The organism is Butyricimonas muris, from assembly GCF_046365375.1.
In the GTDB taxonomy this organism is placed as follows: Bacteria; Bacteroidota; Bacteroidia; order Bacteroidales; family Marinifilaceae; genus Butyricimonas; species Butyricimonas muris.
This window is the reverse complement of the sequence record NZ_JBKEIT010000006.1, coordinates 39,084-53,916: the sequence shown is the minus strand read 5'-3', so window position 1 is coordinate 53,916 and position 14,833 is coordinate 39,084. Positions and strand designations below refer to the sequence as shown.

General features: G+C 40.1%; 13 protein-coding genes and 1 pseudogene. All 14 read right to left on the bottom strand.

Annotated features, from left to right (window positions below; translation table 11 throughout):
• Positions 1–2 precede the first annotated feature (2 nt).
• The 14 genes and pseudogenes from ACK8P8_RS11145 to ACK8P8_RS11080 all read right to left on the bottom strand — a co-directional run bounded on the left by ACK8P8_RS11145 (position 3) and on the right by ACK8P8_RS11080 (position 14,814).
• A complete protein-coding gene (locus ACK8P8_RS11145; RefSeq protein WP_186977535.1) occupies positions 3–1,097 on the bottom strand; it encodes a glycosyltransferase family 4 protein in 1,095 nt (364 codons plus the stop codon).
• A gap of 178 nt (positions 1,098–1,275) precedes the next feature.
• Positions 1,276–2,469 (bottom strand): O-antigen ligase family protein, encoded by a 1,194-nt coding sequence (locus tag ACK8P8_RS11140; protein ID WP_099289807.1) that lies wholly within the window; start codon positions 2,467–2,469, stop codon positions 1,276–1,278.
• Between the two features lie 43 nt (positions 2,470–2,512).
• Positions 2,513–2,662 (bottom strand): annotated as a pseudogene (locus tag ACK8P8_RS11135) (DapH/DapD/GlmU-related protein); the annotation flags it as partial.
• 394 nt (positions 2,663–3,056) lie between these two features.
• Positions 3,057–4,607, bottom strand: a complete 1,551-nt coding sequence (locus ACK8P8_RS11130) for an MATE family efflux transporter (RefSeq protein WP_099289806.1) — start codon at positions 4,605–4,607, stop codon at positions 3,057–3,059.
• A gap of 38 nt (positions 4,608–4,645) precedes the next feature.
• Entirely contained in the window at positions 4,646–5,659 is a 1,014-nt protein-coding gene (locus ACK8P8_RS11125) for an NAD-dependent epimerase (protein WP_410025879.1), read from the bottom strand.
• On the bottom strand, positions 5,660–6,970 hold the full coding sequence (locus tag ACK8P8_RS11120) for a UDP-glucose dehydrogenase family protein (RefSeq protein WP_099289804.1): 1,311 nt from the start codon (positions 6,968–6,970) through the stop codon (positions 5,660–5,662).
• 19 nt (positions 6,971–6,989) lie between these two features.
• Positions 6,990–7,739, bottom strand: a complete 750-nt coding sequence (locus ACK8P8_RS11115; protein WP_099289803.1) for a hypothetical protein — start codon at positions 7,737–7,739, stop codon at positions 6,990–6,992.
• 111 nt (positions 7,740–7,850) lie between these two features.
• Complete coding sequence (locus tag ACK8P8_RS11110) at positions 7,851–8,420, bottom strand: UpxY family transcription antiterminator (RefSeq protein WP_369860453.1); 570 nt, start codon at positions 8,418–8,420, stop codon at positions 7,851–7,853.
• A gap of 727 nt (positions 8,421–9,147) precedes the next feature.
• Positions 9,148–10,185, bottom strand: coding sequence for a TQO small subunit DoxD (locus ACK8P8_RS11105; protein WP_410025878.1), 1,038 nt, complete (start codon positions 10,183–10,185; stop codon positions 9,148–9,150).
• Between the two features lies 1 nt (position 10,186).
• On the bottom strand, positions 10,187–10,534 hold the full coding sequence (locus tag ACK8P8_RS11100; RefSeq protein ID WP_099289795.1) for a MarR family transcriptional regulator: 348 nt from the start codon (positions 10,532–10,534) through the stop codon (positions 10,187–10,189).
• Between the two features lies 1 nt (position 10,535).
• Positions 10,536–10,742: a DUF6132 family protein gene (locus ACK8P8_RS11095; protein ID WP_186977537.1), complete on the bottom strand. Its 207-nt coding sequence runs from the start codon at positions 10,740–10,742 to the stop codon at positions 10,536–10,538.
• Between the two features lie 207 nt (positions 10,743–10,949).
• Positions 10,950–11,660: a tyrosine-protein phosphatase gene (locus tag ACK8P8_RS11090; protein ID WP_186977538.1), complete on the bottom strand. Its 711-nt coding sequence runs from the start codon at positions 11,658–11,660 to the stop codon at positions 10,950–10,952.
• Positions 11,661–11,670: 10 nt separating this feature from the next.
• Positions 11,671–14,016, bottom strand: coding sequence for a GumC family protein (locus ACK8P8_RS11085; RefSeq protein WP_303180939.1), 2,346 nt, complete (start codon positions 14,014–14,016; stop codon positions 11,671–11,673).
• Positions 14,017–14,040: 24 nt separating this feature from the next.
• Entirely contained in the window at positions 14,041–14,814 is a 774-nt protein-coding gene (locus tag ACK8P8_RS11080) for a polysaccharide biosynthesis/export family protein (RefSeq protein ID WP_099289791.1), read from the bottom strand.
• Between the last annotated feature and the right edge of the window lie 19 nt (positions 14,815–14,833).

Here is a 14,833-nt window from a genome sequence, read left to right as displayed (position 1 = left end):
AATCATTTGGTCTTTAATAACATTTCGTACACACCATGAGCTTTTAGAGCCAACCTATCCCAATTATATCTTTCTGCTAAAATAATAGCATTCTTGCTTTTAAAATCTAACAAGGCTTTTTCAGATAAAATCTTTAACAATCCTTTCGCAATACAATCAACATTCACTTCGGTACCCCACCCAGCATCCACATCCTCAATTTCCTCTCGCATATTAGAACCTTGCGTAACCAAACAAGGCAAACCATAAGACAAAGCTTCAATTAACGCCATCGGATGCCCCTCTAAACGTGACGTCAAAATAAAAAAATCATTATCTAACAATACCTTTTCTTTCACTTTTCCAAATACAGCTCCATAATGATAAAAAACAATATCATCCAAATGTTTTTTACGCACATAATTATCTAAATATTCAACTACACCTTCTCTATCTTGACCATATATATGAATTGAACACTTAGCTTTACGCAGTTCATCTTGCACCTCATTACATGCCTCAACCAACAAATCAAGACCTTTATGATACAAAGTTAAACGCCCGATGAATACACCTTTTAATCCTTCTCGTGAAAAAAATTCTTTTCTGTTAGAAGGGGGAGTTATCCCATTCCCAATAATAATATGCTTCTTATTCCACTTATCACCAGATTCTTTATATTCATTTTCTGTCAAATACTGTATTGCAAGTGCTTTTCTCGTAAATTTCCAAAAGAAAAGCAAATTACCAATCCATTTTTTCACAGGTTTAATTTTTTGGGCTGGAGCCGTCAAAGAACTTCTAGGGATAATAATATATGGTATTTTCTTTTTCCAAACATCAAAGACGATTGCTTTAAAAGCAAATATATATACTGTTTCAAATACAACTAAATCAGGAGTATCAAAAGGAGCAGGTAAATCCTTAAGACGTCCGCTCGGATAATCCTGTAACGAATGATAATAATTTGTTATTTTCCATTCTTCAGTTTCACCCATCCACAAATTGTACCAAAAAACATTATCACATTTCCCTTGAGCTCTTACTTGATTAGGGATACTCCAATACAAACCAGTATCTTTATTAGCATATATCCTAGAACAAAACAAAATATTCATATATATTTCCTATAATAAACAAGTATCAATTTCGTTTTAATAATTATCATTCATTAGATAACATAATTCAAAAAATCACACGAAATTCTTATCGTCACACCAAACACTTTTCCGCGCGGCGGATAATCATATTTTCAGATAATCATCAATCGATAAAGTGAGTTCCATCCAATATTTTCTATAAAGACATAGATTCATTTTTTTTAATCAATCTTGATAATGCGGCAACAATTGAAAAAATATACCACATCGATAAAAATGTTGCGAATCCACCTGATTTCATCGCTAGCATTAAAATATACAAAAACAAACACATCGGAAGTGGTGTTTTTTGTAATACTTCAACAGAATCTTTAAACAATAAAACATAAAACGCGACTAGACACAAAAGAGCAACAACTCCTCCTGTTACTAACGTATGAATCAAAAGATTATGGACTGGTAAATGTTCATTAAAACGTATAGAACGTTCCAAAACGTACAACGGTTCTCCACACCCAAATAATGGATAATCAGAAAAAATATCCATTGCTTGTACCATCAACATATCACGTCCACCATTACTACCATACTTAACCACGTCTAATAGACGTTCCGCCATTACAAACTCTTCCTTTGTCCCCATCCAATAAATCACAAACAACACTGAAATCAATAATACTGGAGAAAATACAAGAATTCTTTTTTTCCAACTAGCAATAGAATACCAATACATTATCATCGTTACTATTATCATTGCTAAAAAAGCCCCTCTTGAACCACTTGCTACAACCATGAAGAATATTGGTAATGCGAAAAATATCAAAACCAATCGCTTAACCCGCCACTTAAAAACATCAAAAATGATAAATGATGATAATACTATAAATGATAATGCAAAACGCCCTCCTGTTGTATTAGCATTTTCCCCAACTATCGCTAAACGACCATTATGAAAATCAAAAGCTCCTGGGAGCAAATTCAAAAGAAAAACTAAAGCGACAAGCCCCGAAGCAAAAGAAAAACAAAACAAAGATTTAAATAATAACTTTTCATCCCTTTCAAAATAGATCAACAATATAACAAACGTCAACATAGCCAACGCATACTTCAAAAAATACACCAGATAAAACACATCAAATAGATTAATCTGGTGAAAAATACTTGAAAGGAAAGTAATTAACCATACTCCCAGCAAAGCAAAAATATAATTGCCATAACTAAAAGTATGTAGTCTATTTCTTTTAGAAAAAAATGCTACACAAATGAATAATAATAAAAACAGTTGAGTAAATACAGACCCACCTTCTGAGCTTGCACTTCCCCAGAAAGAAACCCCTCCTAGCCCTAAAAAAAACGAAAATAGAAGTAATAAAAAATTATCAATCTTCATTACTTTGGCTAAAAACAGAAGTACTAGACTTATCTATATCAGTTTTTACTATTTTAGCTGGATTTCCAGCTGCCACAGAATTTGCTGGAACATCTTTAGTTACAACAGAACAAGCTGCAATAATTGCATTATCACCAATAGTTACCCCTTTACAAATCCGCACATGTTCCCCAATCCAAACATTCTCTCCAATAATAATAGGGGCACTCGCTGCATGTTTCCAACTCCTCAAGTCTGATCCATGAGGAGTCCTTCTCATAATTCTACGATCAATTGGATTAACTGGATGAGTATTATTATCCTGTATTACAGTATTACTGGCTATTGCCGTATCTTTCCCTATTGTAATCATATTAGAGCAATTTATATGTGAATTCACTCCTATTTTCGAGTATTCACCCATAAATATTTTACCATGATTACAAGATGTAAGTACACCATACATATTTACATGAGAATCTAAAGTTATATCTGAAGGCATAGACCCATCATTCAATATGATCTTACTAAATCTATTAAAAGTTTGCCCACTCCCGAGCAACTTAACCCTTCTCCTTAAAGTTCTCTTTTGAAAAAGAGAAAACATCTTAACTAAAACGTTTTTCATTAACATTTCCAAATATTTTACATATTAACTTACATGCTATACTATATACCTTTTCTCTCTCTGTTCCAGACAATATAATCTTCCCAAAAAATAAACATTGAGTAATTAACGCCGTCAACACAACAGAAATAAAACGAAGCCATTCATTTTCTATATAATGAAAAATATAAGCCACTAAAAGACTCACCGAGAACATCATACAAGATTTTAAAACGACATTCCATAAATAGTCTTTTATAATTAATCCCACGTATATTTTTGAAAAATACAGCGTTACACACAATGTCATTACTTGAGCAAAAATCATCACCCCAAAAATACTATTAATCGAAAATCCCCAAGCAAATAATCCACATCCTATCAAAAGAGGCAATAACAACAATATCGATATCGCTATCTGATAATACTTTATTCTACCATCAGCTTGTAATGCCCGCACTAACCCCGGATACAATTGCATTATTAAAAATATCCATATCGTCCAACGACAAAATTCAATTGTATTCACGGGAACTTCTTTCAACCAAAAACGCAATATTAAAGGTAATTCAGACAATAATATCACTCCCCACAACGAAGATAAAAAAAAGGAAAACTTACATGACAACATTGCTAAATAAAGCATTCTTGACTGATTTTCGCTACCTTTACTTTTCATTATCTGTGGAGCAATAGCACTAGTCAAAGTTTGAGAAAAAGACACTAACAATCCGTTCACTTGATTAGTTATTCCGTAAGCCGCATTAGCCAAAGTTCCCCAAAATACATTCAAGACAACAGCTGTCCCTTGATTTCGACCAACCTGAGCAGCAGCTCCCAAGGTATTCCAACCACAAAATGCAAGAATCTCTTTTAATATTTTAAAATCAACACCCCTTTTTATATCTATTTTTGTTTCTTGATAATGCCATTGACACCACCACCATTTAATTATATAGCCAACAAAAGTTATCAATAAAGTAGAAACAGCAAAAACAACCAAGGCATCATAGGGTGTATAATATAAATAAAAAGCTGCCAATAGTTTCAACACGACTAACAATATTTCAACTAATGCAAAAAACCACATATCCTCCCTTGCATTTATAGCAGCATTATAAGGAACTCCTACAATTGTCACAAATAATGTAAACGCAACAATATGATAAACCAATTTAGCAACATCAAATCGTTCTAAATCAAATTTCAATATTCCATCAAACAACCATAATCCTAATATCTCAATTACAAAAAATATTAATAACGCTATTGCAATATGAAGTATAAAACTAGTATTAAATATTTTAAACAATTTTGAGGCATCATTACTCCCCAAACATACAGACAAATATCTCTGTGTTGAAACCATCATTGCCCCATTTAGAAAACTTAAAATAGCCACACTTCCAGCTATCAAATTATAAATACCAAAATCTTCTACTCCTAATACATCTAAAATAATTCTTGTTGAAAATAAAGTTATAAATGCTGTCAACACTATTTTCACATACAAAAATACAGTATTGACAATCACCACATTAGAAGGCTTCATTAATAATAATAATATTTAATATACATACACTTAATTCATTACAAATAGAATCCTTTAAACCAATTCACAAATTCCCTTATTCCTATTTTAAGAAATACATTCGGATTATATCCTACATTTTTTTGTAAACTCCCAATATCCGCATAAGTCTGATACACGTCCCCCGGCTGCATCGGCAAATAAACTTTCTCCACTTCTTTTCCCATAGCCCGCTCTAGGTTCTCAATAAAATCCATCAACCGCACGGGAGAGGAACAACCAATATTATACACGCTATGTTGACGATCTTTATTAACTCCCGGCACCTTGTCCAACACACGAATCATCCCCTCCACGATATCATCGATGTACGTAAAGTCCCGCATCATATTCCCGTGATTAAATACCTTGATAGACTCCCCGTTCATGATCGCTTTAGCGAAAAGCATGGGCGCCATATCCGGTCGTCCCCACGGACCGTAAACCGTGAAAAATCTCAAACCAGTGGCAGGCATCCCGTAAAGTTTGGAATAGCAACTCGCCATCAACTCGTTCGCCTTCTTCGTGGCAGCATACAGGCTCACGGGCTCATCCACCCGATCGTCTTCCGAGAAAGGTACTTTATCGTTTGCCCCGTACACGCTACTCGAGGAAGCGTAAACCAGATGTCGAACATGATTATGCCTGCAACACTCCAAAACATTGACAAATCCCACGAGATTACTATCCACATAAGCAAACGGGTTCTCAATTGAGTAACGGACTCCCGCCTGAGCTGCAAGGTTTATCACACGCTCGAACTTCTCCCGCTCGAATAATCCCGGTAATTCTTCCCGGTCCTCGAGATTCAATTTTATAAATCGATATAACGGGTACCTCACACTTTGTACCGGTTTCCCGTATTCAACGCATTCCCTATCAATCCCCGCTTCTGCCAAACGGGCGTATTTCAAGTTTACATCGTAATAATCGTTGATATTATCCAGTCCCACCACTTCATCACCACGCTCGAGCAAATGCCGGGCAACATGAAACCCGATAAAACCGGCTGCACCTGTCACCAGTATTTTCATTTATCCTATTTTATAATACTCAAAACCGTTCTCCTCCAGCTCCCGCCTCTCGTATATATTCCGCCCATCAATCACCACACGACCATTCATCGATTTTTTCAACACGCTCCAGCTCGGTACCCGGAACTCTTTCCACTCCGTGACAAGCATTAAAGCATCCGCATCGACCGTCGCCTCGTACATATCTTTACAGTAAACTACCGTATCCCCGATTCGGCGATGACACTCGTCCATAGCGATAGGATCATACACTTTCACCGTCACACCCGCATTCAACAACAAATCAATCAACACCAGAGCGGGCGCCTCACGCATGTCATCCGTTTCCGGTTTGAAAGCCAAACCCCACAACGCTACAGTTTTCCCCTTCACATCCCCGCTAAAATGATTCACAAACTTGCGGAACAGAACCGACTTCTGACGCTCGTTCACGCTTTCCACCGCCTTCAACACCTGCATCTCGTAACCGTTTTGCTCGGCAGTCTTGATCAACGCTTTCACGTCCTTCGGGAAACAACTTCCGCCATACCCGCAACCCGCGTACAGGAATTTCTGCCCGATACGGGTATCTGCCCCGATTCCCTTACGCACCATATTGATATCTGCGCCAACAAGTTCACACAAGTTCGCCACATCGTTCATAAAAGAAATACGGGTTGCCAACATCGAGTTAGCGGCGTATTTAATCATCTCGGCAGAAGGTATATCGGTAAAAATCATCCGATCATTGGTCAACATAAAAGGACGATAAAGACGGGTCATGCTCTCTTTAGCACGGTCACTTTCCACTCCCACGACAACACGGTCCGGACGCATGAAATCCTCTACCGCCGCCCCTTCCTTCAAAAACTCCGGGTTAGAAGCCACGTCAAACTCGAGCGTCACACCACGCTGTTCCAGTTCCTCCCGAATTGCTTGTTTTACCTTAATTGCCGTTCCCACGGGTACAGTACTTTTGGTCACCACCACCAGATATTTATTCATGTTGCGTCCCACGGTTCGTGCCACCTCCAACACGTACTTCAAGTCTGCCGAACCATCCTCGTCAGGGGGTGTCCCCACGGCACTAAACACGACCTCCACCTCGTCCAAAACCTCGGTCAAATCGGTCGTGAAATGCAACCTTCCCGCCTTCACGTTTTTGTGTACCATCTCTTCCAGTCCCGGCTCGTAAATCGGGATCATCCCATGTTGTAACTGTTCTATCTTCTCTTTATTCACGTCAACACAAGTTACATCAACTCCCATTTCCGAAAAACACGTCCCGGATACCAAGCCCACGTAACCGGTTCCCACTATCGCTATCTTCATAATTATAAATTAAATAATTCTACCCACACGTTTTATTCAATTCCTCGAACTGCCGCTTCGCCAAAATATAAAAAACCTCCGATACCAAACCAAAGTCCGCTTCCTGTCCCGCTTGTCGGAAACGTTCGATCCTCTCGTCCTCCTCCCGCTCCACGCTGACCCGTAAACGAGTCCGTTCCTCGTTCAACCGCTCCAGTTCTTCTTTGGGTAATTCCATTGCCCCGACCACATCATTGTACAAACAAATAGCACTCCACCACGCCAACAACACATCACGTTCCCCGCCTCGCCTATATCCCAATGCTTCCATCACCAACCTCCCCGCCAATTCACCACACACCTCATCTCCGGCAAAATAGTAACAATTACACAGTAACCGACAAACATTCGGTGTCCGACAAGGCAAAGCGATTTTACCATTCTCCCGCACCGAGAGTATCTGGTAAGCCGCATCCACACCATTTTTCAAGTACCCCAAGTCCGAGTATACCTGATAAACATCCATCATATCCGCCGCATACCCCACCCGGGTATCCACGGGAATATCCTCATTCCTCAACTGCCCCGAGTATAGCCGTGCAATCTCTTTCGCCCGCTCGTGAATATCACCAGGGTGACCGAAAGTCCCCTCCAACCACGGGTACACCCGTACCATAGAATACACTGTTAAGTAACCGTGTAACAAGCCAGACAATTGCCCCGGGGGATACGCCCGGATATCAAGCATGTTCAATCGCTTGTACAAATCGTGAAATAAACCTTTTTCCATTTATATTTCTTGATTTATGATTTTAGATTTATGATTTCAATTGTACTTATCGATACTTTTTTAATCGCAAATCATAATTCATGAATCTTAAATTAATTCGATTGTTCTATTCTACTCTATTTTTTCAAGAAAGGAACCCGGAATATAAGACGTGGCTATCGATGCCACACCGTCCAAACGGATCACCACTCGTTTGTGCCCTCTCAAACGTACCAACTCTCCCGTTAACCCTTGCAAGGGACCTTTGAGCACCCGCACCCGGTCACCTCGCTTGAGGTCCTTGTTCAATATCTCGATGCCACCCGGCGAAAAATCCAACAAGAACATGAAATTCTCCATCTGCTTGTCGGGAACAATCAAAGAACAACGCCCTTCTATATCTTTCAGGTAAACGATATTCAAGGAATACTCGTTAATCAAGGAGAAACTCGTGGCTTTATCCGTACGGATAAAAATCATACCATGGATCAAAAGTACACGAATAGTCTTACGACCCAGCGGGGTATCCCGAACCTGCTCCTCACGCGGGAGAAAATTCTCGATCCCCAACTCGTCCAACTTTTTCTTGATAAATAATTCCTGATTTACCCGCGTATAAGCGACATACCAGTGTATTTTTTTCTCCTCGATCATGTAATTGTTGATTCTGTTACGAAAAGCGATTCTCCACCTTCTCGCCATTTTCCCGGCACACTACGTCCGGATGCGCTTCGCGCACTGACCCTATCACGGGTTTAGATTATTTATTGCCATGTGTTTCACGCACCCCACTTAAACAGTGATATTTCTTATAGGTACACGAAAACTGTTTCGCCAAACGACATTTTAATATGAAAAAACCATCGTTTATTGACATTAATAAAATTTACTCTTTAATCAAATCTGCAAATCCGCAATCATCTAATTGCGAGTAATAAAAAATATTGTCATGAAAATTTGCGATAAACAAAAATGATGTATATTTGCAACGCAATAAACGATCGATAAATAATACGCTCTAAATTATTGCTAAACACTCTTCTACAAACAAGAATATTCCATTTAATCCAATACCTGAACCTAGAGAGAACCCATTGTAATCCTACCCAAGTAATACCGTAATCATACCCCATCTCCGGTCTTCCTCCGTTCATACCCCGTACATCCTATTATCTTCCATATAGAAACACCGAAGATGCACGATAGCAAACACAGCCCCATGTACTGATTACCCTAGTTCTTCGGTAGGATTATATTGGGTCCTCTTATTGGTCACACAAATTACATGAACGTCTTGCCCGCATGACTTCACGGTTGAATATCACCGGCAAAACAGTAAAAAAAACAGCTACACAAGAAACTAAAAAAGAAACGACCGAGAATTTTACTTCCCGGTCGACCTCTTAAAAGTTATATCAAAGAATCTTCCTTATTTCACAAAAACATCCTGATTCCAAGTGATACCGCTTATATCTGTAAGGATTAACTCGTATTTTCCGACAGGTAATCCCGTGATAGCCTCATCCCGGATCATCAACTCCGCCTTTCCCCCCAAAGGGAGCACCAGACTATGCTTGCCGGGCTGCACCTTCGCGACGTACTTGTTTTGAATGCCTGTTCCCGGGAAACGGGACAACTCTTCCCCATTTTTATCAAACACAATATTTCCCGCTGTATCTTTTAGCGTAATCCCGATCAAGAATGAGCCGTACACATCAACCCCCTCTACCCGATAGACCGTAAACTGCAATTCCCCTTGTTTGATACTTGCATCAGAAATTTCAATCTTCGGTTTCACAGATTTATTGTGTAAAGGTCCCCAAACACCATTATGAAAAACCTGATTCGTGAAGAGCGTCAAGAACAGGATGGCGACAGAACCAACCATGACCACTCGATTCACTTGTTTTACAGATAACGGCAAGTCACCGGAAGTCAACCATCGCGACCATTGGCGATCACGTAACCACGTTATTCGGGAGAGTAGAAAGTGATCCGCCGAATATCGCCCTCCCCCGGACAAGAAAATCGTGAATCCCGCCGCGACACCAAGTATTCCGATTTGCCATTCATCCAGACACGTGGTTCCCAACCAACCGGAACCGAGTAGAATACCTCCTGCCAACGCCATCACTCCCACACTCATCAGACGTGTAAAGAACCCGAGCATAAAAGACAATCCCACAATACATTCCACCAACGTGAAAACAACCATCGCCCACCATAACAATTCCGGGTGAGTAACCAAGTATTCGATAACGGATTTTATACCTATCGAATTCGGGAGAAAGTGATTAAACTTTTCTCCGATATACCCGGCGGTATCGGGTATCAATTTGTTTTCCAGCACCAAACGACGCCAAAAGGCCGAAAAATAAGTCCAACCTACCACCAAACGCAAAGCCAGCGTGAACAAACCCGTTAACGCGTACGAGCCTGTAACATTTTGTTTATCCAGAGAAGCCATATTATAATAGTTTTTTTAGTAATTCCGGTATTTCAATGCTTCCCCCCTCTATTTCCCTAATTTTCATTTCTCCCTCGGACGTCAGGGAAAAATTCATCTGCCGCTTGTCATTATCCCCGATGGTTCGTCGGATAAAACCTTTACTTTCCATGGATTTAATCACTTTCGAGGTATTCGAATTTGTTAAATTCAATTGCTCGGCAATCTCCCCGGAAGAAAGTTTTTCCATTCTGGAGAGACAGCACAAGACCATCCCCTCGTTCAAACCCAATTGATAAACTTTCTCGAAACGAGCTTCAAATTCTGCAATTGCCCGATACATATCCCGTATCTTACACAAGGTATCCATACTAATCGCGTTTATTTTTTGGGATAAACATACTCAACAACAAGCCTCCCATCGCGGCTCCCCACAAAGAACTATATAGCGGTGAGGACGTGATCGGACAAGTCCCGCTCGCGCATCCCACGAACCGCCAATACAAGAAACCACCCAACGCCCCTAATAAAACCCCCAACAAAGTTAAACCATATCGTTTGAAAAATACTTTCGCCATAATCAATCCTCCTGCTTTTAATTACTTCATAATTTATAAATTCACTTTTCTAATGAAACACATATACAAAAGTATCGTATATTTTCCAATAAAACAATTTTCCAATGGAAAATATTTAAATTCTCTCGATAAAAAATACATCACAAAAAAACCTCGGGTTTTCTCACCCGAGGTTTTCCTTGTTAATCATCTATTATTTCAATAAAGCTAAGTATTCATACGTTTGAACAAAAAAGCAGAATTCTTTGATTTCATAAATTTCTCCAAATGTTCTATTTGTCGCATGGAATGAATATCCCCTGAAAGGTAATCTATCACCCCTGCATCCGACAGTATCTGCGCACCACGCGTAGCTTCTTTCCCATAGAACCCGGTAAAGGACAACAAATTCACCTGCATTTTACACCCTCTGTTTTTCAACGTATTCACACGTTCCAGTATACATCCCGCGTAAAACGGGTATCGTTCGGGGTGAGCCAGCACCGGGATATACTCTCTCTCCTGTAACCGGAAAACGACCTCTTCAAAAGAAGGCGAAGGAGATACAAAACTATGTTCTATCAAAACTCTTCTTCCTTGAAACGAAGCGATGTTATCCCTCTCGATCAACTCCAGCATGTATTCTCCTACTTTATATTCCGCCCCCGCGTCCGCATCCAAAGAAATCCCTTCTTTCAAAAGACATTCCTTTAATAAGTTCAACCTGTCCCGTATGATCTCCGGGGTATTCATGGGTGAAGGAAAAGAGATGTGAGGGGTAAAAGAAAATCTTCTGACTCCCAATGCCAACATCCTTTTCACGATAGCGACCGACTCCTCGATCGTCTTCACGCCATCATCCAATCCCGGCAATATATGGGAATGCATATCATGCTCGTAAAAAAAATACTGTTTATTCTCTTTTTGAAACCAAGCCATGGGAAAGAAATTATTTCGACTTCTTCTTCTTTGTATTTTCCTGACCATAGCCATAACCGTACCCATAGCCATAACCGTATCCGTATCCATAGCCTCCGGAGCGACTCAACTTGATTCCATTCACCACGATTCCCAGATTTTCCAAACGATTTCCTTTCTCCAAATCGGAAATTACTCGCAATCCTTTTTTGTCCAATACATTTGCCCGAATCACGTACACACAAGCATCCGCGTACCCGCTCAACGAGAAACCGTCAGCTAAAATTCCCAAGGGAGGGGTATCCATGATGACATACGAAAACTCTTTCTTCAAATTTTCCAGCAACTCACCCATCCGGGGACTAGCAACCAACTGTGTCGGATTCGGCGGTACGGTTCCCCCGAATATCACGTACAGATTATCATCCACTTTCTCCATGATTTTACCCGGATCATCTTCCATTCCGGCAAGATAAGCAGACAAACCTTTTCTATTCTCCCGTTTGAAATACTCGTTCAGCCGAGGATTCCGCAAGTCGCAACCGATAACCACCACTTTTTTGCCGGCCTTAGCGTAAGCATTCGCCAAATGAGCCGCAACCAGAGATTTCCCTTCTCTCGGGATCGTGGACGATACCATAATCACAGGAGTCGCTTTTTGTTTGATCAGGTAATTCAGATTTTCGCGAATCAAATGCATGGATTCCGACATCATGAAATCATCCTGATCAACGGAAGTCTTACCATCTTGTAACTGAGGCAATGTACCCAGCAGGGGTGAATGTATAACTTTCTCCACTTCCGATGCATCCCTTACTTTCGTATCCCACAAGTCCATCACAAACAACACACCGACAGGCAACGCTATCCCCATGAACATACCGAATAACAAGATCAACATTTTTCTCGGTGCAACCGGTCGTTCTCCCGGATCCGGATTTTCAATAATCTTCGCCATAGGCACATACATCAATTTAGCGATCTCGGCTTCTTCTCGTTTTTGCATCAAGAACAAGAATAAATTTTCCTTTAATTCTTGTTGACGAGCGATAGAACGGTATTGTTTTTCTTGCGTTGGTACAGATGTCAATTTTTTCTCCACTTGCTGGCTTTCCCGCTCTAAATTAGCAATTTTAATATCCATTCCCTTTTCCACGTTCGCGATAGCCGAGAGAATACTTTTCTTTAACTCCCGAAGTTGCATTTCCAATCCTGTTACGATTGGATTACTCTCGCGGGCAGACAGCAATAACTTCCCTCTCCGCAATACCAACTCGTTGTATTTACTGATTCCACTATTCAATGCCTCGTCTGATAATCCCAAACGCTCCGGCAATATTCTAAACTCTTCTCCTTCATTCCCCTCGAGATAAGCCCTCACGCTTTTTACAACCTCCATCTCCATCTCAAGTTTTAACAACTCTGCTTCAGTGACTTTTTTACGTTCCATCACGAACGCCGCATCAGAGGCGATATTAGTCAATTGATGTGCCTTTTTAAAACTCTCCGCATCATTTTCAATGTCGCCCAATTCTTGGTTGATCACCCGTAAACGTTCGTTGATAAAATCTACCGTTTTAGCCGAAACAAGTTGCTTGTCACCGATCCCGTTCTCGTTATAACGACGAATCATCGTGTAAAGAAAATCCTTCCCTTTCTCCGGATTTGTTTCTTTCAATAAAACCTGAACAGCACTCGTGTTTTTCTCAAGCAAAGCAACTTCCAATTGCTTGTGAAATTTAGTTGTAGCCGACTCGTATGATATAATATCCACCCGGATCTCATCGCCTACCGAAGCCAAAGAGTCACTTTTTTCTATTGCTATATTATAACCTCCCATCGGGATGGCTGTAGAGTATTTCCCTTCGAATGCAAGATTTTTATCAGCATCATACACTTTTATTTTATTCGCACTTTCGAGCATCACATAGATTGTCGTGTCCTTGATATTCCGGGGAATATCTACCAGTACCTTAATCGGAGTACTTCTATATAATTTCTCATCCCGCAACATCTTCCTCCGGGTATAATCAATGTTCAGTTCCAACTCTTTCACCACATCCATAACCAAGTTTTTGGACATGAGTTCAACAATCTCATTCTCCACTAACATATTCCCTTGCAAAAATCCCAATTCCTTCAACATGGGATTCACTCCCAGTTCTCCTTTTTTGGAATCACTGATCATAACTTTTGCCCCGACTTTATATACCGGAGTTGAACTAAAACAAATGTACAGGGCGAATCCCACACACAAAGGTACACTGATTGCGAACCACCACCAACGTGCCAAAAGTTTATAGAAAAAAGCCCGCAGATCAAAATACTCTTCTTCTTCCGTCTGTAATAAATTGTTTTCCTGATTATTCGTTTTCATGCACCTAACACGATTTCATTTACACTATTTCACGATTAAAGTAATTAAAGCCACGATTGTCGACATACTTGACAATATATAGGGCAAGAAAGCACTGACACTTCCTCCCGCGATCCGTCCCTTGTTGGGTTCCACGTACACGACATCATTCTGTTGTAAATAGAAAAAAGGCGAATCGATAAATTCACTCGATGTCAAATCTACACGAGTAAAGATTTTTTCGTCACCTTGCTCCCGCATCACCAGTACATTTTTCCGTTTACCGTTAATCCCCAAATCTCCTGCCATACCAAGGGCATCTAATATTGAAACTCGTTCACTAGCGACTTTATAACTGCCGGGATTTTTTACTTCACCCAAAATGGTCACTTTAAAATTCTGGAATTGAATCGTCACGATAGGATTCTTCAAGTAGACCGACAACTTCTCTTTTAATAATTCCGCCAAATCATTCCGCGAAATGCCTTCTACTTTTATTTTTCCTAAAACCGGAAAATCAATCTCCCCGTTCTTATCTACCAGATACCCACGCGGAATCTGTTGGGTAGTCGTGGTATTTACTTCCCTGCCCAAACCGATCATTGGCGTGTTAAAGGGCAATGCCGATTCCAGATCATCACATGACACGATAATAGATAATAAGTCATCCGTATGAATCACGGTCTTGTATTCACACTCTGCCTTTATTCTTTTATTAACTTCAACATCCTGCAGATACACGACTTTCTTACGGGAACCACAAGAAAAGAGCAACATTCCCCCAAACAGGAATAAAATAATTCTACCCCAAGTATACATATATTCAATATTATTATTT